Origin of the sequence: Couchioplanes caeruleus (genome assembly GCF_003751945.1) — a bacterium.
GTDB lineage: Bacteria > Actinomycetota > Actinomycetes > Mycobacteriales > Micromonosporaceae > Actinoplanes > Actinoplanes caeruleus.
In genome coordinates, this window is the sequence record NZ_RJKL01000001.1 from 367,208 (window position 1) to 384,791 (window position 17,584).

21 protein-coding genes are annotated in these 17,584 nt (G+C 71.0%); 10 read left to right on the forward strand and 11 right to left on the reverse strand.

The features are described 5' to 3' along the window. The first annotated feature begins 35 nt into the window (after nucleotides 1-35). The gene (locus tag EDD30_RS01780; RefSeq protein ID WP_084557815.1) at nucleotides 36-1,433 is read left to right on the forward strand and encodes an aldehyde dehydrogenase family protein; all 1,398 of its coding nucleotides are present in this window, start codon (nucleotides 36-38) and stop codon (nucleotides 1,431-1,433) included. A gap of 8 nt (nucleotides 1,434-1,441) precedes the next feature. Here the strand turns inward: EDD30_RS01780 and EDD30_RS01785 are convergent, their stop codons facing one another. From EDD30_RS01785 to EDD30_RS01810, 5 genes are all read right to left on the reverse strand, one after another. After that, the gene (locus tag EDD30_RS01785) at nucleotides 1,442-2,404 is read right to left on the reverse strand and encodes a TIGR03557 family F420-dependent LLM class oxidoreductase (RefSeq protein WP_071809734.1); all 963 of its coding nucleotides are present in this window, start codon (nucleotides 2,402-2,404) and stop codon (nucleotides 1,442-1,444) included. Between the two features lie 72 nt (nucleotides 2,405-2,476). Further along, a complete protein-coding gene (locus EDD30_RS01790) occupies nucleotides 2,477-3,115 on the reverse strand; it encodes a DUF3618 domain-containing protein (protein ID WP_071809733.1) in 639 nt (212 codons plus the stop codon). Further along, complete coding sequence (locus EDD30_RS01795) at nucleotides 3,091-3,513, reverse strand: phage holin family protein (RefSeq protein WP_071809732.1); 423 nt, start codon at nucleotides 3,511-3,513, stop codon at nucleotides 3,091-3,093. The genes EDD30_RS01790 and EDD30_RS01795 overlap by 25 nt, the downstream gene beginning before the upstream one ends. Beyond that, nucleotides 3,510-4,358 (reverse strand): hypothetical protein, encoded by an 849-nt coding sequence (locus EDD30_RS01800; protein WP_071809731.1) that lies wholly within the window; start codon nucleotides 4,356-4,358, stop codon nucleotides 3,510-3,512. The genes EDD30_RS01795 and EDD30_RS01800 overlap by 4 nt, the downstream gene beginning before the upstream one ends. Before the next feature lie 721 nt (nucleotides 4,359-5,079). Continuing rightward, entirely contained in the window at nucleotides 5,080-5,490 is a 411-nt protein-coding gene (locus EDD30_RS01810; protein ID WP_071809730.1) for a tyrosinase family oxidase copper chaperone, read from the reverse strand. Between the two features lie 241 nt (nucleotides 5,491-5,731). On the opposite strand from EDD30_RS01810, the gene EDD30_RS01815 reads away from it, so the two are divergent. Both EDD30_RS01815 and EDD30_RS01820 read left to right on the forward strand, forming a co-directional pair. Beyond that, nucleotides 5,732-6,166: a tyrosinase family oxidase copper chaperone gene (locus tag EDD30_RS01815; RefSeq protein WP_170047703.1), complete on the forward strand. Its 435-nt coding sequence runs from the start codon at nucleotides 5,732-5,734 to the stop codon at nucleotides 6,164-6,166. A gap of 56 nt (nucleotides 6,167-6,222) precedes the next feature. Continuing rightward, nucleotides 6,223-7,029 (forward strand): tyrosinase family protein, encoded by an 807-nt coding sequence (locus EDD30_RS01820; protein WP_071809728.1) that lies wholly within the window; start codon nucleotides 6,223-6,225, stop codon nucleotides 7,027-7,029. A 38-nt stretch (nucleotides 7,030-7,067) separates the two neighbouring features. Here the strand turns inward: EDD30_RS01820 and EDD30_RS01825 are convergent, their stop codons facing one another. Then, complete coding sequence (locus EDD30_RS01825; RefSeq protein WP_123678019.1) at nucleotides 7,068-7,565, reverse strand: hypothetical protein; 498 nt, start codon at nucleotides 7,563-7,565, stop codon at nucleotides 7,068-7,070. 58 nt (nucleotides 7,566-7,623) lie between these two features. Then, on the reverse strand, nucleotides 7,624-7,983 hold the full coding sequence (locus tag EDD30_RS01830; protein ID WP_244945067.1) for a hypothetical protein: 360 nt from the start codon (nucleotides 7,981-7,983) through the stop codon (nucleotides 7,624-7,626). Between the two features lie 44 nt (nucleotides 7,984-8,027). Here EDD30_RS01830 and folP point away from each other — a divergent pair, with 44 nt between their 5' ends. After that, entirely contained in the window at nucleotides 8,028-8,912 is an 885-nt protein-coding gene (folP, locus tag EDD30_RS01835; protein WP_071809726.1) for a dihydropteroate synthase, read from the forward strand. Here folP and EDD30_RS01840 read toward each other — a convergent pair. Next, nucleotides 8,909-9,451, reverse strand: a complete 543-nt coding sequence (locus tag EDD30_RS01840) for a TetR/AcrR family transcriptional regulator (RefSeq protein WP_071809725.1) — start codon at nucleotides 9,449-9,451, stop codon at nucleotides 8,909-8,911. The two genes, folP and EDD30_RS01840, sit on opposite strands and share 4 nt — an antisense overlap. A gap of 88 nt (nucleotides 9,452-9,539) precedes the next feature. On the opposite strand from EDD30_RS01840, the gene EDD30_RS01845 reads away from it, so the two are divergent. After that, the gene (locus tag EDD30_RS01845; RefSeq protein ID WP_071809724.1) at nucleotides 9,540-10,943 is read left to right on the forward strand and encodes a DHA2 family efflux MFS transporter permease subunit; all 1,404 of its coding nucleotides are present in this window, start codon (nucleotides 9,540-9,542) and stop codon (nucleotides 10,941-10,943) included. A 105-nt stretch (nucleotides 10,944-11,048) separates the two neighbouring features. On the opposite strand, the gene EDD30_RS01850 is transcribed toward EDD30_RS01845, so the two are convergent. Further along, the gene (locus EDD30_RS01850) at nucleotides 11,049-11,651 is read right to left on the reverse strand and encodes a response regulator transcription factor (protein ID WP_071809723.1); all 603 of its coding nucleotides are present in this window, start codon (nucleotides 11,649-11,651) and stop codon (nucleotides 11,049-11,051) included. Then, nucleotides 11,648-12,799, reverse strand: a complete 1,152-nt coding sequence (locus tag EDD30_RS01855; RefSeq protein WP_123678020.1) for a sensor histidine kinase — start codon at nucleotides 12,797-12,799, stop codon at nucleotides 11,648-11,650. Before EDD30_RS01855 ends, EDD30_RS01850 begins: the two co-directional genes overlap by 4 nt. A 189-nt stretch (nucleotides 12,800-12,988) precedes the next feature. On the opposite strand from EDD30_RS01855, the gene EDD30_RS01860 reads away from it, so the two are divergent. The 3 genes from EDD30_RS01860 (at nucleotide 12,989) to EDD30_RS01870 (ending at nucleotide 15,517) form a co-directional block, all read left to right on the forward strand. Continuing rightward, complete coding sequence (locus EDD30_RS01860; protein ID WP_211278062.1) at nucleotides 12,989-13,657, forward strand: ABC transporter ATP-binding protein; 669 nt, start codon at nucleotides 12,989-12,991, stop codon at nucleotides 13,655-13,657. Next, nucleotides 13,654-14,397: an ABC transporter permease gene (locus EDD30_RS01865; RefSeq protein WP_071809720.1), complete on the forward strand. Its 744-nt coding sequence runs from the start codon at nucleotides 13,654-13,656 to the stop codon at nucleotides 14,395-14,397. The genes EDD30_RS01860 and EDD30_RS01865 overlap by 4 nt, the downstream gene beginning before the upstream one ends. 796 nt (nucleotides 14,398-15,193) lie before the next feature. After that, the gene (locus tag EDD30_RS01870) at nucleotides 15,194-15,517 is read left to right on the forward strand and encodes a transposase (RefSeq protein WP_244945068.1); all 324 of its coding nucleotides are present in this window, start codon (nucleotides 15,194-15,196) and stop codon (nucleotides 15,515-15,517) included. A gap of 233 nt (nucleotides 15,518-15,750) precedes the next feature. On the opposite strand, the gene EDD30_RS01880 is transcribed toward EDD30_RS01870, so the two are convergent. Continuing rightward, nucleotides 15,751-16,059: a hypothetical protein gene (locus EDD30_RS01880; protein ID WP_071809719.1), complete on the reverse strand. Its 309-nt coding sequence runs from the start codon at nucleotides 16,057-16,059 to the stop codon at nucleotides 15,751-15,753. A 211-nt stretch (nucleotides 16,060-16,270) separates the two neighbouring features. On the opposite strand from EDD30_RS01880, the gene EDD30_RS01885 reads away from it, so the two are divergent. Then, entirely contained in the window at nucleotides 16,271-16,855 is a 585-nt protein-coding gene (locus EDD30_RS01885) for a hypothetical protein (RefSeq protein WP_071809718.1), read from the forward strand. Nucleotides 16,856-17,181: 326 nt separating this feature from the next. After that, nucleotides 17,182-17,442 carry a hypothetical protein gene (locus EDD30_RS38125; protein ID WP_143163056.1) on the forward strand — a complete coding sequence of 87 codons (261 nt, stop codon included), beginning with the start codon at nucleotides 17,182-17,184 and terminating at the stop codon, nucleotides 17,440-17,442. The last annotated feature ends 142 nt before the right edge of the window (nucleotides 17,443-17,584 follow it).

The window sequence follows — 17,584 nt, forward strand, 5'->3', positions numbered from 1 at the left end:
GTTTGGACCACGGCGGAGGGGGCAACCCCGCGCGCATGAACGTGGAGCATCTCATCAATGCCAGTTGGGGTCCGGGCAGCGGCACACGCACGACGACCGTCCTGAATCCGGCGAGCGGCGAGCCGGTCACCACCGTGCCGGTGGCCTCCGACGCCGACGTGTCGGCGGCGGTGAAGGCCGCGCGCGACGCCGCGCCGGGATGGGCGCGTACGGCACCGGCGGCGCGGGCCGCGGCACTGCACGCGGCGGCGAACGCGGTGGAGGCGGCGGCGGACGAGCTCGCGCGCCTCATGAACGCGGAGATGGGCAAGCCCACCGGCGACGCCAGGGACTCGATCGGCGCGGGCGTCGGTACGCTGCGCCAGTACGCCGAGCTCGGCCCGGTCCACCGCGGACGCGCCCTGGCCGGCAACGACGAGGCGATCGATCTGATGGCGTACGCCCCCCGCGGCGTCGTCGCGGCCGTCACCCCCTGGAACGACCCGGTGGCGGTCTCGTGCGGACTGCTGGGCGCCGCCCTGGTCACCGGCAACACCGTGATCTACAAGCCCAGCGAGCGCACCCCGGCGACGGGCTGGCGGCTGACGCAGCTCCTCGCCCCGCACTTCCCCGCCCGGGTCCTCTCCCTGCTCCACGGCGACGGCCCGGTCGGCGCGGCACTCGCGGCGGCGGAGGTGGACGTCGTCGCGCACGTGGGCTCCACCGCGACCGGCAGGTCGATCGCCGCGGCGTGCGCCCGCACCGGCGCGAAGGCGCTGCTCGAGAACGGCGGCAGCGACCCGCTCGTCGTGGACGCCGATGTGGACCCCGAATGGGCGGCGCAACAGGCCGCGCTGGGCGCGTTCGCCAACTCCGGGCAGATCTGCGTGGCGGTCGAGCGGATCTACGTCCACCGGGACGTGGCCGAGCCCTTCCTGGCGGCACTCGGCGCCGAGGCGCGGCGCTGGACCATCGGCCCGCTGGTCGACACCCGGCTGCGCGACGCGGTGCACGCGCAGGTCAGCGACGCCGTAGCGGCGGGCGCACGCGTGCTCGCCGGCGGTGAGGTGCCTACCGGGCCGGGCGCGTACTACCCACCGACCGTGCTCGCCGGCTGCACCGACGCCATGGCCGTGGTGCGCGAGGAGACGTTCGGCCCGGTCGCGCCGGTGGTCACCGTCGACTCGTTCGACGAGGCGCTGGCGCGGGCGGCGGACTCGCCGTACGGGCTGGCCGCCACCGTCCTGACCGGCAAGATGAGCCACGCTCAGCGCGCCTGGCGCGAGTTGCCGGTCGGCACGGTGAAGGTGAACGCGGTCTTCGGCGGCGCCCCGGGCGGCGCCGCGCACCCGCGCCGCGGCAGCGGGCAGGGCTTCGGGTACGGCCCGGAGCTGCTCGACGAGCTGACGGTGACGAAGGCGGTCCACCTCGAGGCCCCGCCCACCGGCTGGTGAGCGGGGGCTCAGCCCTCGGCGTGGCGCAGCCGGTCGCCGAGCTCCTTGTGGAAGAAGTCGATGAAGCCGTCCGGGTCCGGGCCCGCATTCTGCAGGACGATGTGGTCGTAGCCGGCCGCCAGGTAATTTCCGACCGCCTCCACGTACGGCTCAGGGTCGGGCCCGGCGGCGAACTTCTCGCGGACGTCCTCCTCGCGGACGGTCTGCGACGCCGCCTCGAAGTTCGCCGGGTTCGGCAGCTCGCTCATCACCTTCCAGCCGGTCAGCGCCCAGCGGGTGGTCCGGTGCGCCTCCCGTACGCCCTCCTCCGCGGTCGGCGCCCAGGCCACCGGCACCTCGGCGTAGCGCGGACCGGCGCCGCCGGCCGCGCGGTAGGTCTCCACCAGGTCGGCGCGCGGCTCGGTCACGAACAGGCCGTCGCCGAGCTCGGCCGCCATCGTCGCGGCGTCGCGGCCGCCCGCGGCGACCGCGATCACCGGGAGCCGGTCGGGCAGGTCGAAGACGCGGGCGTCGTCGAGCCGCAGATACTTTCCTTCGTACGACTGGTAGCCGCCCTGCCACAGCAGCCTGATGATCTCCAACGCCTCGCGCAGCCGCTCCTGGCGCACGCGGACGTTGCCGAAGCCCTGGCCGACGACGTGCTCGTTGAGCCGCTCCCCGGAACCGACGCCGAGGGTGAAGCGGTCGTCCGACATGATCGCGAGGGTGGCGGCGGCCTGGGCGATGATCGCCGGGTGGTAGCGCACCGACGGGCAGGTGACGCCGGTGGCCAGGCCGATCCGCTCGGTACGCGCCGCGATGGCCCCGAGCACCGTCCAGGCGAACGGCGAATGCCCCTGGGCGTCCAGCCAGGGGTGGTAGTGGTCGCTGATCTCGACGAAGTCGAACCCGGCGCGTTCGGCGGCGACCGCCTGCGCGATGAGCTCCCGGGGCCCGAAACCCTCGGACGCCAGCTTGTACCCGATCTTCATGCCGCCCCCTCGTCTGCCGCTTCCTGCCAGGTGTGCCCCGGGCAGGAAGCGGCAAACGCGGTGGTGGGTGCCTTAGGAGCGGGCGTCCGCCACGGCCTGCTTGCTCTGGTCCTTGGCGTCCTGCGCCGAGGACCGGGCCTGCTCCCTCGTGGTCTCCGCGGCGTCGCGGGCGGTCTCCTTGAGCTGCCCCGCCGCCTGCTGCACCGTGCCGGTGACGTCGTCCTTGAGCTCCGTCGCGGCCTCCTTGACCCGGTCGGTCAGCTCGCCGCCGTGCTCCCTGAGCTGCTCCCCGGCCTGCTTCTCGGCCTCGGTGACCGGGATCAGCGTGGCGGCGAGCATCCCCACGCCGAAGGCGATGATGCCCGCGGCGAGCGGGTTGCCCTGGGTCTGCCGGGTCACCGCCTGCGGTGCACCCTTCACGGCGCCGGCGACGTCGTGCGCCTTCTCGGAGGCCCGGTCGCCCAGCTCCGACGCCTTGTCGCCGAGCTGGGACGCCTTGTCGCCGAGCTGCGCCCTGGTGTCCTGCACCATGCCCGCGGCGGCGTGCGCTCCGTGCTCCGAGGTGCCCATGACCTTCTCCTTCACCGCGGTCCAGCGGCGCCTGGCCACCTGCCGCGGGCTCGTCTTCTCGGTCAGCAGGTCCACGTCACGCGTCAGCGAGGCCCGCGTCTGCTCGATCTCCTGCCTCAGCCGGTCGGGTTCTTCAGCCATTGCGCGTCCTCCTTGATCGTGTCGACGGTGCGCCGGGGCATGGGATCGACGGTCTTGAGCTGCTTGCGCCCGGTGACGTAGAGGACCGCGCCCGCCGCGCCCCAGAGGACGGCGACGATGAGGGCGGCCCAGCCCAGGTCCATCACGTTGCCCAGTCCGAAGACCACGGCGAGGCTCAGCAGGACCACCGCGAGGTAGCCCGCGAACCCGGCGCCGCCGAGCATCCCGGCGGCCTTGCCGGCCTTGGCGGCCTCCTGCTTGAGCTCGGCCTTGGCCAGTTCCACCTCCTGGCGGAAGAGCTGGGACAGGTCGTCGCTGATGTTGCCGATCAGCTCGCCGACGGAGGTCGCGGAAACCTCCTCGGCGCGGTCGTGGCCGGTCGGGTACGGCACGGTCATCGGGTGCCACCCGGATATTCCTCGTCCACGACCACGGGCCTGCCCGTGCCGGTGGAGGCGTACTCGGTGCCGGCGACCGGATATCCGCCGGTGGTGGTGCCGGCCGGGTCGGTGTACGCCGTGGTCGCACCGGGTGCGGCGGTCGAGCCGGTGCCGTAGCCACTGTCGTACGGGTCGCCCGTGCCGTAGCCGCCGTCGTTCCTGGTGCCCGTGCCGGAGACGAAGGCGTCCGTCCGCGGTTTGCCGGTGTCGCCCGCCCGCGGCTCGTCGGCCTTCATGATGCCCTTGCCGAGCCGGCCGGCCACGAACCCGGCCGCCAGCGCGGTGGCGAGGAAGGCGCCCGGACGGCGGCGGGCGAAGTCGGTCACCTCGCGCAGCACGCCCTCGGGGCCGTTGCGGTCCAGGTAGTCGGCCATCTGCCGGCCGCCGTCGGCGATCCGGGAGACGACCGCCGCGGCCGGCGAGTCCTGCCGGTCGCCGCGCATCTCGTCGAGCTGGTCGGCGGCCTGCCGCAGGCTCCCGACGAGCTTGTCGTTCTGGTCACGGGCCTGGCTGCCGACCCGGTCGCGGACGTCGGACGCGACGGACCTCATCTGGGTCTTCGCCTCGGCACCGACCCGCTGGACCTGCTCCCTGGCGGTGTCCTTGACCTCGCCCGCGGCCTGTCCGGCGGCGTGCGCGCTCTCCCCCGCGGCCTGCTTGACCTGCTCCCTGGTTCCCTCGTCCGTCCGGGTGCCGGAAGGCACCTCGGTGGCGGGGTGGGCCGGGACGACCGGCTGGACCGGCACCTCGCCGTAGCCGAGGGTGGCGTCCGGTGCACGGGCTCCCGTAGCGGGGTCACTCATCGCTACCTCCATGATGGTTCGTCCGTTGGTGCATCGCTCCTTTCGCTACCCATCGCGGCGGCCCGCCGAACATAGTTGCCATGGCACAATGAATGTATTTTCGCTGCATGATTCGCCTCTCCCGGGGTATCCCGGGCGGTTCACCACCGTAGGCGCCGCGGTTCTCCAGGCCCGGCGCCGCCGCGCCCGGTGATCACGCTGCGTATCGTGCACAGGAGACGGTCACTTTCGGAGCGCCTCGTAGTAGGGCTTCATCGCCGCGTAGTAGTCGTCGAAGCTCGGCGCCGGTGCGCCCTCCCCGCGTCGCCACCAGCATGTCGAGGTAGAACTCCCAGCCCGGGCCCATCTCGCCGACCCCGTCGGTGGTGTCGAGGTGGTGCACGAGCCTCAGCTCGGTCCGGTCGCCGGCGCGCGACAGCAGCAGCTCGATCCGCCAACTTCCGGAAATCGCCGGTCGTCGGCAGGGCCAGCCGGTGCGGCGGGTCGCAGGCGTCGATCCGTACGTCGAACCAGGGTGCCTGGTCCTCGTTCGCCCTCTGCATCTTGATCGTGCGGCCGGGAGCGGCGTCGCCCTCCCACGGTCCGAACCAGCGCGCGGTGCTCCCCGCCCGTGGGGCGGGTGAACCGGCCCAGCCACGCGATCAGGTCCGCGAAGCGCGACGCGTCGAGCTCGCGTCTGGCAAGAGAACGGCGGTCGCCCTGAGGACGACCGCCGGGGCGACTACCTCCCCGCGGGCAGGCCGGCCACGAAGACGGGACAGTGCGCGACCGGATCCGCGGGCGGGACGAGGTGGGCATCGCCGAGCACGTCCGCCGAGGCCTTGGTGATGTTCCTGACCCCCCGCTCGTCCTCGTACGCCTGCAGCGCGCTCACATACCGGTTGTTACCGAGCGGGTAGAGCACTAGCTGTATCCCGTCGATGTAGGCGCAGGCCGACTCGTCCCGGCCCCAGCCCATGATGTGGTGGCCGCCGTAGCGCTGCGCGAAGAATCCGGTCCGGTCGGCGCCGGCCGATGCGGCGACGGCCTGCGCGACCGGTTCCGGCGCGGCGGCCGCGCCGGCGGGGCCGGCGGTGCCGACCAGGCCGGCAGTGACCACCAGCGCGGCCGCCAGGGTGGGGATTGCTCGCATGGAAACTCCTCGGATTCTTGCCTGTTTTCCGTCCAGGCACGGGCAGTCCATCGTCCACCTATCAGTGACGAATGTCGATCCCCAATGGCTGAAAGGCTCGTCATCCGCCACGACCGTCCAATTGCGAGCCACCGGCTACTGGCAGTAGCTTTTCTCCAGTCGACGCGGTCGATGGAAAAGGGCGACCACAAGATGCCCGTACCGAATGGCTTTCTTCCAGAAGAGGATTCCTATGGCCGACATGAGCCGACGTGAGGTCCTGCGCTACGGCGCCGCCGCAGCGGTGAGCGCCGCGACCGTCGCGGTGGGGGTGCAGAGCATCACCGCCGCCCGGTCCGACGCGGCACCGCAGCGCGCCGCCGCGGATCCGCGCGACTTCGACGAGATCTACAAAGGCAAGAAGATCAAGGGTAAACACAACTCCAACGGCAAGCACGAGCTGCACATCAACAACAAGAAGCTCGCGCTGACCCCCATCGACACGCTGTTCGTGCCGGAGGACGGGTCCGCACCGCACGTGGGCGTCGGCTACATCAGCGCCGTCAACCACTACGACCCGATGGAGATCGACGGCGACAAGCACAAGGACGGCCTGAAGAAGCTGGCCAAGAAGGTGGTCGACACCCTGGGCGAGTTCGAGCTCAGCGACGAGGCGGGCCTGGCGCACCACCACTGACCACGGTGTCCACACGCCCCACCCCCCTCCTCGACCATTCGAAAGGTGACCGAACAATGGCTGTCGCACGCAAGAGTGTCGCCGCTCTGACCTCCACGGAGAAGACCGCGTTCATCAACGCACTCCGCCAGTTCAAGACGACGTCCGCCAACGGGCGCAACTACAACTGGTACATCGACCAGCACATCGCATTCTTCGCCCGGACCTCGGACAACATCAGCCACGCGCACCAGTCACCGTCGTTCTTCCCGTGGCACCGCGAGTGTCTGCGGCTGCTGGAGTTCGACCTGCAGACGGTCAGCGACAACCCGAACATCTTCATCCCGTACTGGGACTGGACGGCCAGCGCCACGCCGTTCACCGCCGACTTCCTCGGCGCGATCACCAGCGGCAGCGTCTCCAGCGGCAACTTCAGCCCGTCCTGGGGCTGGGCGATCTACCGGAGCAGCATCGCCACCACGTTCCTGCAGCGCCGGCTCGGCCAGAACGCCACCCGCCCCACCGCCACCACGGTGAGCACGGTCCAGGGCTACTCGGTGTACGACCAGTCGCCGTGGAACTCGACGGTGATCAACAGCTACCGCAACCGCAACGAGATCGACCTGCACAACCGGGTGCACAACTACGTGGGCGGTCACATGGGCACCCGCGAGGCGCCCAACGACCCGGTCTTCTGGCTGCACCACTGCAACGTCGACCGGCTGTGGTGGCAGTGGCAGCGCAGCCGCGGCGTCGACACCTACCTGCCGCGCACGGGCACGACCGGCGTCATCGACAACGCCGAGACGATGCGCCCGTTCGCCACCGGCCGGACGCCGTCGGCGGTGCGCGACATCAGCACCCTCAACTACAGCTACGCCTGACCCCGGATCCCGAGGCGGCACTCCCGGCGGGTGCCGCCTCAGCCGGGCAGCGTGATGTCCAGCCGCCGGGCGAGTTCCCGGTGTGCGTCGACGACCGCGCCGACGAAGCGCGCCAGCACACGCTCCGGCGGTTCGGGCCGGGTCAGGCGCAGCCAGTACACCTCCCGCTCGAGGTGCGCGGTGGAGATGACGCCGGGCCCCCGCGCGAGCGCCAGCTCCACGAGGTCGTCGGAGACCTCGGTGTAACCGCCGGTGTCGACGATGGCCTTGACCCCGCAGTCGATCAGAAGCTCCCACGCCCGCCCGTCGGCCGTCACCACCTCCAGCAGGCCGGGAAGATCCTCGCGGTCGACGGCCAGCTCCGCGTTTCCCGGGTCGTCGGCGATGGCGAGGAACACCCGCGGCGCCCGGGCGAGCGCCGCCACTACGGCCGGCTCACCGGCCAGCGTCGCACCCTCGTACTCGAGGGCCGGGTCGTCGGCGATGAACCCGATGTCGACGGGCGCCAGCACGCGGCGCCGCAGCCACCCCCACACGTACCCATCCTTGCGGAGGACCCGGGCCGGCCCTGCGCGTTCGCCGAATCCCGGAGGATCACGCCGGCCGGACGTCCAGCAGCTCCGGTGGGGGGAACTCGTCCGGATGCTCGTCTTCGGCGCCGACCCACTCGATGCCACCGAGGAGCTCCCCGCGCCGGGCGTCCTCGACCGTGTACAGGAACAGGCCGTCCGAGCCATCACGGACGCCCGCGTCGACCTGGATCGTCATCCCCCGGCCGAGGTCCTGCTGGAAGTCGACGGACGGGCAACCGCAGCCGCACACGCCGACCACCCTCGCCTCGGGAGCCTGGCGCCGCAGGTTCTCGACACCGGCGAAGTCGACGGCCAGCAGCGCCACGAGCACGGCCTGCTCCCGCTGGGTCAATGACCTCGGCTCCATGATGATGATGATCATCCCATCGGCGGACGTCGCCGGGACTTCCGGGCTAGTCTCCCGGCGTGAGTGACTACGCACCCCCGCTGATCAGCGCCGAACGGGTCATCGGCGGCCGCCGGTACGACTTCTCCCGCCGGGTGGCGGTGATGGCGATCGTGAACCGTACGCCGGACTCCTTCCACGACCGGGGCCGCACGTTCGCCCTGGACCGGGCCACCGAGGCGGTGCGCTCGGCCGCGGAGGCGGGTGCGGACTGGATCGACATCGGCGGCGTGCCGTTCGCGCCGGGGCCGGAGGTGTCGACGAGCGAGGAACTCGACCGGGTGCTGCCGGTGGTCGAGGCGGCGCAGGGGATGGCGGTGGTCTCGGTCGACACCTTCCGGCCGGAGGTCGCCCGCGAGGTGATCAAGGCGGGTGCCGGGGTCGTCAACGACACGTCGGGCCTGCGGGACCCCGCGATGGCGGACGTGGTCGCGGGCACGGACGCCGCCCTCGTGATCACGCACAGCCTGGCCGCGCCGCGGACGCCGTACCCGGGTCCCACGTACGGGGATGTGACCGCCGAGGTGGCGGACTACCTGCGGCGGCGGGTCCGGCTGGCGCTGGACCGCGGCGTACGCCCGGAGCAGATCATCATCGATCCCGGCCACGACCTCAACAAGAACACGCTCCACACGCTGGAGGTGACCCGGCGCCTGCACGAGATCGCGGACATCGGCCATCCCCTGCTGGCGGCGGTGAGCAACAAGGACTTCATCGGCGAGACCCTCGACCTGCCGCAGCGCGAACGCCTCTCCGGCACCCTGGCGGCGGTCGTCTTCTGCGTGCTGCGCGGCGCCCGCATCGTCCGCGTGCACGACGTGCGTCCGGCGGTGGAGGCGGTCCGGATGACCGAGGCGATGCTGGGACTGCGCGAGCCGGCGTACACCCGGCACAACATGCCTTAGGCCTTGTCGGGGCCGAGCAGCTCGATCATCCACGGTTCGCGGGGCACCGCGTCCGGGCCGACCACGCGCATCGCGCCCAGGCAGGTCAGCAGCATGCCCTCGGCGAGGAACCCGCGGGCCTCGTCCTCGCCGGCGCCGGTCAGCTCCCGGACCGTACGGTAGATCCGGCCGAAGCAGTCCCGCACGACCGGCCCGATCGAGGGGTCGGCGCTCGCGGTGAAGCCGTGCAGTAGCACGGTGATCAGCTCCCGCTCGGCGAGCAGGTCGTCGTAGGCGGCGCCGAGGCTGGCCAGGGTGGGCTCCTCGGCGGCGGCCCGCCGGAACCGCTGCTCGATGCGGTCGCCCGCGCGCCGGACGGTGTCGAGGAAGAGCTGCTGCTTGGTGCCGAAGATCCTGATCACGTACGGCTGGGACACCCCGGCCAGCCGGGCGACCTGGTCGGTGGTGGTGCCGGAGTAGCCGCCGGCGGAGAAGGCGGTCAGGGCGGCGCGGAGCAACTGCTCCTGGCGTTCCTCGGCGGTAAGGCGGGTGCGGGCCACGTTCCCGACGCTACCTTGCCAAGGCATCGGTTGATAACTAAGGTGGCGGCGTCGTTAGTTATCAGTGAATAACAACTAGGAGCGCGCGATGACCGCCGTCCTCGACCGGCCGGCACCTCCGGCCACCCGCCCGCTGGCCGCGGTGCTGGCCGCCGTCGGCATCCCCACCTTCATGGTCACCCTCGACAACCTCGTGGTCACCACGGCGCTTCCGGTCATCCGCACCGAGCTCGGCGCCTCCCTGGCCGACCTGCAGTGGTTCGTCAACGCGTACACGCTGCCCTTCGCCGCCTTCCTGCTCACCGCCGCCGCCCTGGGCGACCGGCTCGGGCGCCGGCGGGTGTTCATCGCCGGGATCGTCGTCTTCACGCTCGCGTCCGCGGCCGCCGCGCTCGCCACCGAGCCGTGGATGCTCACCGCGGCGCGGGCGGTGCAGGGGCTGGCCGGCGCCGCCGTCGCTCCCCTGTCGCTGACGCTGCTGGCCCAGGCCGTACCCGAGAAGTTGCGCAACGCCGCGGTCGGCATCTGGGGTGGCATCAACGGCCTCGGCGTCGCCGTCGGCCCGGTGGTCGGCGGCGCCGTCGTGGAGGGTCTGCACTGGTCGTGGATCTTCTGGCTCAACGTGCCCGTCGGGGTGCTCGCCGTCGTGCTGGCGACGACCGTGCTGCGCGAGTCGCGCGGCGGTGCACCCCGGCTGGACCCCCTCGGCCTGCTGCTGTCCGCGGCCGGGATGCTCTCGCTCGTCTGGGGCGTGGTGGACGGCCCCGAGCACGGCTGGACGTCGGCCCGGGTGCTCGGCATGCTCGGCGCCGGCGGCGCCCTGCTCGCCCTCTTCGTCGCGTGGCAGCGGCGCAACCCCACGCCGATGCTGCCCCTCAGCCTGTTCCGCTCCCGCGGGTTCGGCCTGGTCAGCGTCGTCACCCTGACCTTCTCGGCGGGCACGTTCGGCGCGGTGTTCCTGCTCGCCCAGTTCTTCCAGGTCGTGCAGGGGCTCAGCCCGCTGGCGTCGGGCGTACGCACGCTGCCGTGGACCATGGCCCCGATGGTCGTCGCTCCGCTGGCGGGCATCTTCGCCGACCGCCTCGGACTGCGCAACCTCATCGTCGCCGGGCAGGCACTGCTCGCCGCGGGCGTGCTCTGGATCGCCGTGGCGACCACGACCACCGTCTCCTACGGCGACCTGGTGGTCGCGTTCGTCCTGGCCGGGGTCGGCATGGGCCTGACCTTCGCGCCGATCAGCACGATGGCCCTGGCAAGCGTGCGGCCGCAGGAGAACGGCGTCGCCTCCGGCGCCAACAACACCATCCGCGAGCTGGGCATCGCCGTCGGCGTCGCGGTCCTGGCCTCGGTCTTCAGCGAGTACGGTGGCTACACCTCGCCGCAGTCCTTCGTGGACGGCGTCGTGCCGGCGGTCATCGTCGGCGCCGCCGTGATCGCGGTGGGCGCCGTCGTGGCAACTCTGCTCCCCGCACGGCCCGCGCCCCGGGACTAGCCGGTCCGCGGGCGCTTGCACCCGCTTCGAGAAACTCGCCGTGCGCTACGCAGCAACCGTGACCATCGCCGCGATCAACGAGTGGCTATGACTTCGATACACGCCCTAGATCCAGCCTTGTTCCCACGCTCGGTACGCCGCCGCGTGCCGGGTGTCGGCGCCGAGCTTGGCCATCGCCGCGGACAGGTAGTTGCGCACGGTGCCGGGCGCCAGGTGGACCGCCGCAGCGATGTCGGCGATCGGGGCGCCACCACGGGCGGCTCCGAGGACCTCCAGTTCGCGGGGCGTCAGTGGGCACTCGTTCTCGGTCAGGGCGCTCGCCGCGATCTCCGGGTCGACGTACCGGCGGCCCGCGTGCACGGTCCGGATGATCTCGGCGAGCCGCGCGGCCGGTGTGGTCTTCGGGACGAAGCCGCTGACCCCGGCGGTGAGTGCGCGCCGCAGTACCGCCGGGCGGGCATGCCGGGTGACCAGGACTATCGGGATGGCCAGCCGGGTCCGGATCTCGGATGCGGCACGCAATCCGTCGCCTGGGGGCATCTCCAGGTCGAGGACGGCCAGATCGGGCCGTTGCCGTACGGCCACCTCGACCGCGGCGACGCTGTCCGACGCCTCGGCCACCACGGTCAGGTCGTGTTCCAGCGTGAGCAAGGCGGCCAGCGCGCCGCGGAGCAGGTCCTCGTCGTCGGCCAGCAGCAGCCGGATCATCGGGCGGCCGGCATCGGTAGGCTGGCCTGGACGGTGAAGCTGTCCGCGGTGCGGGTGGATCGCAGGCAGCCGCCGGCGGCCGTCAGGCGGTCCCGCAACCCGGCCAGGCCGCCCGCCGGCCCGGTCGGCTCCAGCGGCGCGTCGTTGACGAAGCGCAGCACCAGGGTGCCGGCTTCGGCGATCAGGACGATGTCGCAGCGACGGGCGGTGCTGTGCCGCAGCACGTTGGTGGTGCACTCCCGGGCCACCAGGCCGAGCAGGTTCCCCACCGTGGGCGGTAGGAGCGGTAGGCCGTCGGGACGGGAGATCGTCGACTCGATGCCGGCGGCCTCGAGTACCCGGGCGGCGTTGGCTATCTCGGTTTCCAGCGACACCGCGCGGTAGCCGCGGACGAGTTCGCGGGTGTCGCCCAGGGCTCTGCGGGCCAGCACCTGCACCTCACGCATCTGCGCGACGGCCCGTGCCGGATCGATGTCAGCCAGCCGTTCCGCCAGCTCGCTCTTGAGCGCGATGACCTGCAGGTTGTGCCCTTGGATGTCGTGCAGCTCGGCCGCGAAACGCTGCCGTTCGTCGGTGATCGCGGTGGTTCGTTCCGCTCTGCGGGCCTGCTCGAGGCGCTCCGCGACAGTAGACATCCACACCTGCGCGTACAGGGCCGCGGCGCACAGTACGGTGATGCCCGCATCGGTCAGGGCGTCTGCCGCTGCGGCCGGCTCGATCGACCAGGAGCCGGCCAGCGATGCGCCGAACGCCAGTGCGGTCCCGGCCGGCCAGACGACGCGGCCGGGCCATCCGGCACCGGCATGTACTGCGGCGAGTACCGCGGCCAACGGCAGTGCCCAGGGGAATCCGCCGGAGTGCACCCGCTGCGCGTAGAGCAGGATCGCGCCAGCGCCGGTCGCGGCCACGGCGGTGACCACGGCCGGCGGGGGCGGAGTACCGAGGACCGGCACGGCGAAGAGGCGACCGGAGACCGCGCACACCGTCAGCGCGACGGCGAGCACCATGCCCGCGGCCGCCGGAGCGGGGTCGGTCCGCACCTCGGAGGCGAGGATCACCACCATTCCCACCAGGCAGCCGACGAGTCCCCACCACGTGAGCTTGCGCAGCAGGACCAGGCCAGTGGAGGGTTCGGTCGACGCGGTCACGCCACCATTCTGCGCGCTGGCACGGCGCGGAAGCCGCCTCGCCCGGCACATTGATGACATCTGTCATCAGATCCGATGCACGAAGGCCACTACGGCCTCGCCTGATCGCTGCCGAGACTCAAGGGCATGAATCCGATCGTCTGTCATGGGCTGAGTTACTCCTACGGTGCATCAGAAGTGGTGCGGGGCGTGGACCTGGACGTCGGTCCGGGCGAACTGTTCGCACTGCTCGGCACGAACGGCGCCGGCAAGACGACCACGATGGAGATGATGCTCGGACATCGCCGTCCCGCCGAGGGCACCATTCGGGTGCTGGGACACGACCCGCTTCGGGACCGGCGCCGCCTCGCCGCGCACGTCGGAGTCGTGCTGCAGGAGAGCGGTTGCAGCCCCGAGCTGACGGTGGCCGAGACGGTCCGGCTGTGGCTACGCCTGCGCGGACAGCATGCGGTGGCCCGTACGGTGCAAGCACTGATCGAGGAACTGGACCTGAACTCCCGTGCCGACGTGCCGGTGCGGCAGCTCTCCGGCGGCGAACGTCGCCGGTTGGACCTGGCCGTCGCGCTCTGCGGCGATCCCCCACTGCTGCTGCTCGACGAGCCGACCTCCGGCCTGGATCCGCAGTCCCGGGCCAGGACTTGGCGAGTGCTGCGGGATCGGGTGAACCGCGGCGTCACCATCCTGCTGACCACCCACTACCTGGAGGAGGCGGAGGTAGCAGCCTCACACGTCGCCATCATGAACGCCGGAACCGTCGCGGTCGCCGGCACGGTGCCGCAGGTGCGCGGCGCCGGAACGCTCGCCGAGGCCTTCGACCGGGTAGCCGCTTGCCCCACCACCGAGCGGGGGACCCGATGAGCCGAGCTGCGGGCCCGGCGGCCTGGCTGCTGATCACCGGCGCCGAGCTGAGGTCCCTGCGGCGCAGTGCGTTCGCCGTGGTGATGGCGGCCGTGCTGCCGTTCGCGATCGGACTGCTCATCATCTGGGCGGAGGGCGACACGGGCAAGGCCGGCCGGGGCGGCTCCGTGGGGCTGCTGCTCGTCACTCTGCTGGTGTTCACCGCTTACGTGCCGGGCACGACAGCCCTGGCGGCGCGACGGCAGCAGCTCGTCCTCAAGCGCCTCCGGACGTCGGGAGCGCCCGACCTGGCCGTCATCGCGGGGGTGCTGACCCCGTACGCGTTGCTGACCGTCCTGCAGTCGCTCGTCCTGTTCGGCATCGTGGTCGTCGCGGACGGGCCCCCGTCGCTCCGGCCGCTGCCACTGCTCGCCGCGCTCGGCGCCGGAATCGCGGTCGCTTGCGTCATGGCGGTGGCGACGGCGGCGTACACCTCCTCGCCGGAGCTCGCGCAGCTGACGACGACACCGATCGCGCTGGCGTTCGTCGGTGGCGGCTTCTGGGCGCTGACCATCCCGGCGGCCGAGGTGGGAGCAAAGATGCTGGCACTGCCCGGCGTCGGCGTCACCCAGCTCACCCGGATCGGTTGGCACGAGGCGGAGCCGAGCGGCTCGGCGGGGGCCCTCGCGGCGCTGGTCCTGCTCGCCGCCGTCGTGACCCCGGTGGCCGTACGCGTCTTCAGCTGGGACTCCCGGCGCTGAACCGGCCCCACGCCGCCACCTCTCGCCGGGGCGGCGTGGGGCCCGGGCATGCCGGCTTCGGGCGTCGGAGCAGTTCACGCCTCTACGGCACCGCGATGCTGTGGCCGGAGCTCCGCGAGCCGGCCGGCGGGCCACCGGCGCGTGTGGAGCGTCGTGCAAGGGTGTCGATCAGCGAGTGCCGGGATCGGACGCCGATGAGTCGTCGAGCTGCCGCCGCTCGCGGAGCCGTCGCGCTTGGCGGCCGCGGTACACCCGAAGGGTGCTTGCGAGGGTGTCGCGTACGTGCGGGTCAGGAGGATCGGCCAGGTAGGCAAGCTCTTCGGCGCCCCCGGCCCAGGATGGCATCAGCTCACCACCGACACCTGAGCCTACCTGAGCTTGCCGTTTAACCTCCGGCCCTACCCGGCGTCCCCTCGGACTAGCACGAGCGTCATTACGGGTGACCACGGTAGGTACGACGGGCGAGCCCTGTGCGGGCAGAGGTGGGGCCGAGCGCGCGTTCTATGCGGCTAGGACCGGCTCCTTTGACAGAGCGAGTTGCGCCGCCAGCGCCAGGAGCAGGCGATCGATGACACTCTCCGCAGCTTCTTCCTCTGTCACCTAGCGAGGATACGACGAGACAACAGCGCTCCTGTCGACCGGCGGACGACTGTCGTCGGCATCCGCACATCGGCCAGATCCGTGCACTCGAAGGGTCCGCCTTCGAGCCGGCTGACTGTGACTGAGCGTCATCTCGTGCCTGGGTGGGTGACGCTTCGGCATGCTGAGGCGCTCGGAACCGTGTCCGCTCCTATCGATGATCGTCGCGGCGGTCAAGGCTGACCGAGCAGAAGCGATCGATGTGTTGGCGGAGCTTCGTGAGCAGCTCTACCAATGCATGACCCGGCGGGCAGACGCCTCGTTCGCGCTGACCGAGGCGCTGTCGTGCACCGACGGGCCGGTCAAGACGCTGGTCGGGTTGTCGCTTGCCCCGGAGCACCGCCGCGGCCACGGTGCCATGTATGACGCGCTCCACCACGGCCGCATCGATGTCGAGTCGCTGACCCGGCAGTTGGTGGCCGGCCCGCGTGGCTGCAGAGCGATGAGACGCCTACCTGCGATAGCTGCGCGCAACCGATGACGTTCGTCGTACAGCTTGAGGAAGGTCACGACCACCACACCTCGATGAACTTTGGCGGCGGCGGATGCGGCTATGGCTTCCACTGCCGCGCATGCACGACCGCCGCGTTCCTCTGGCAATGTTGACGGGCCGTCTGATCGCGGGCCTCACGGCTGGGACACCCCCGCCCACGTCCCGGCTAAATGAGCGCACCTCGACGAACGTTCGTCAATCAGCCCGAATCGGAGCGGAGGTTAGATATTGGCAGCTAGGGCGTGCAGGACTTGGCCGGCCGCCACGAGGTCGACGCCGATGCCATTCAGCGTGACACAGGCGGAATGCGCAGTGTCGAGCTCGTCAACGCTGCGCTCGTACCGGTGGATGGCAGTCAGCTCAAGGTCTACGGCTCCGCCCGTCGCGCCGATCCGGTAGATCCTGCTTCTCACGGGTACCGGTTCGGCTAGGCACCGGACGATCGCGACGAGCGATCCGCTGGCGTCGACCTTGACCTGGTGGACCTCTAGGCGGAGATCGTTTACCTCGACCTGTGCAGGAGACGGCATCCGTCACAGGATAGTGGCGATCTGAGCGAACAGTCCCGGCAGTTCAGGTCTACCCAGCTGCGCGGCGCCGGTCTACAGCGGGCCGTCCCGCAAGAAGTCACCCCGCCGGCTTACCGACCGCTACCCGCCCGCGCTACCCAGCGCACACGCACGGCGGCAGAAGAGGCTGTCACGCTGGCAGCGCCGGGTTTAATCGTTTGCGCGGATTACTATGCTGCACTGCATGATGCTCATCAATTCAATGAAATGGCTGGCGGCCGCGGCCGGTGCCGCGGGGCTCGCTGCCACGGTGGGCGCGGGCCCGGCGTTCGCGGCCGATCAGCCGGCGGAGACTGTGGACCTCGTCGCGGATGCCGCGACCGTGTCGGGCGTCGTTGGTGAGACCGTGCCGTTGTCGCTGCAGATCCGCCATGCCGGCACGGCCTACATCTACCCGGCGACGACCGAGGCCGCTGACCAGCCGGGGGCCTTCTTCGCGGTGCCCAGCGGCACCGCGGTGACGGCTGTCCCGTCCGGGTGCATCGCCGTTGTCGACGGCCGCATCGATATCGCGAACTGGCGGATGCCGGGACAGTCGATGTACTGGTGCCAGGGACCGGTCATCGAGTTGGACGGCTACATGCCTGGGCAAATCGGGACGTGGACGTTCGACCTGAAGATCAACGAGGCGGAGGTGTTGCCCGGCTCATTGACCGCCCACCTGAACTGCGACGCTGCCGAGTGCCGCGATGTCGACCCGGCCAACGACGCGGCCCCGGTTACGGTGAACCTGGCGACGGAGCCCGCGACGGCGTAGGTGGCGGGGACGCGGCGGGCGCTGGTGCCGGCTCGGCGTTCCCAGAAAGGCGCGAGCAGCCCAGGTCGGCCGGTGCCGTTGAGGGTTCCCCTGAGGGGCAATGCGTCTACGCTGTGCTCAGCGGCGTCGTCTCTGCCCTCCGGTCCCAGCGCGCTTATGGCGCCGCTGGGCCACCGGGGGGTCATGGGACTCTTCCTTCTGCCACAGATACCAATTGGCCGTTTCCATCAGGCCACCTCAGTCTGATTGTTGATCACAGTGCGCCCATACGGGCATCTGGCCTGTAAGGCCATGAAAAGATGAGTTCGACGGCAACTATTGGCTGAATGGAATTCCTGGCCGGCAAGGCGCCTGCCCCATTGGCAAGGAATCCGGCACTGCGGCGACTGCTGAAGCGGTCCGGCCTACGCGTTATACACGCCCACGGTCCCCATCCACGGGAGGTGTCCGACCAGGAGCGCCACTCGCTTCTGGAGCGAGTGAACCGGTTCGCCGTTGGCGAAGCCCCACCCCACAGCGCCTTCTGGCTGGCTGAGTTTCGTAACGAAGATCGACAAATCATGCTCGTGATCGAAGAGGCGTGCTGACGTGATCGTCGTTCTGACCAAGGTTCGAACCTCGGCATGGCGGACGCACTCCACTCGGCACGAGCGTGCGCCTGAGCCCGGAACTGGTCGTACGGAGTGTGACGGCCGTGCCCGCCGCACGCACGGCCGGCGGCAGATCAAT

Bases quoted from the DNA above. Each gene is read 5' to 3' on its own strand.
- EDD30_RS01850 (WP_071809723.1), bottom strand. From the start codon at position 11,651: ATGATCCGGCTGCTGCTGGCCGACGACGAGGACCTGCTCCGCGGCGCG.
- EDD30_RS01870 (WP_244945068.1), top strand. From the start codon at position 15,194: ATGATCGTCGCGGCGGTCAAGGCTGACCGAGCAGAAGCGATCGATGTG.
- EDD30_RS01830 (WP_244945067.1), bottom strand. From the start codon at position 7,983: ATGATCATCATCATCATGGAGCCGAGGTCATTGACCCAGCGGGAGCAG.
- EDD30_RS01845 (WP_071809724.1), top strand. From the start codon at position 9,540: ATGACCGCCGTCCTCGACCGGCCGGCACCTCCGGCCACCCGCCCGCTG.
- EDD30_RS01820 (WP_071809728.1), top strand. From the start codon at position 6,223: ATGGCTGTCGCACGCAAGAGTGTCGCCGCTCTGACCTCCACGGAGAAG.
- EDD30_RS01880 (WP_071809719.1), bottom strand. From the start codon at position 16,059: ATGCCGTCTCCTGCACAGGTCGAGGTAAACGATCTCCGCCTAGAGGTC.
- EDD30_RS01780 (WP_084557815.1), top strand. From the start codon at position 36: ATGAACGTGGAGCATCTCATCAATGCCAGTTGGGGTCCGGGCAGCGGC.
- EDD30_RS38125 (WP_143163056.1), top strand. From the start codon at position 17,182: ATGGAATTCCTGGCCGGCAAGGCGCCTGCCCCATTGGCAAGGAATCCG.
- EDD30_RS01865 (WP_071809720.1), top strand. From the start codon at position 13,654: ATGAGCCGAGCTGCGGGCCCGGCGGCCTGGCTGCTGATCACCGGCGCC.
- EDD30_RS01800 (WP_071809731.1), bottom strand. From the start codon at position 4,358: ATGAGTGACCCCGCTACGGGAGCCCGTGCACCGGACGCCACCCTCGGC.
- EDD30_RS01795 (WP_071809732.1), bottom strand. From the start codon at position 3,513: ATGACCGTGCCGTACCCGACCGGCCACGACCGCGCCGAGGAGGTTTCC.
- EDD30_RS01790 (WP_071809733.1), bottom strand. From the start codon at position 3,115: ATGGCTGAAGAACCCGACCGGCTGAGGCAGGAGATCGAGCAGACGCGG.
- EDD30_RS01785 (WP_071809734.1), bottom strand. From the start codon at position 2,404: ATGAAGATCGGGTACAAGCTGGCGTCCGAGGGTTTCGGGCCCCGGGAG.
- EDD30_RS01885 (WP_071809718.1), top strand. From the start codon at position 16,271: ATGCTGCACTGCATGATGCTCATCAATTCAATGAAATGGCTGGCGGCC.
- EDD30_RS01815 (WP_170047703.1), top strand. From the start codon at position 5,732: ATGAGCCGACGTGAGGTCCTGCGCTACGGCGCCGCCGCAGCGGTGAGC.
- EDD30_RS01810 (WP_071809730.1), bottom strand. From the start codon at position 5,490: ATGCGAGCAATCCCCACCCTGGCGGCCGCGCTGGTGGTCACTGCCGGC.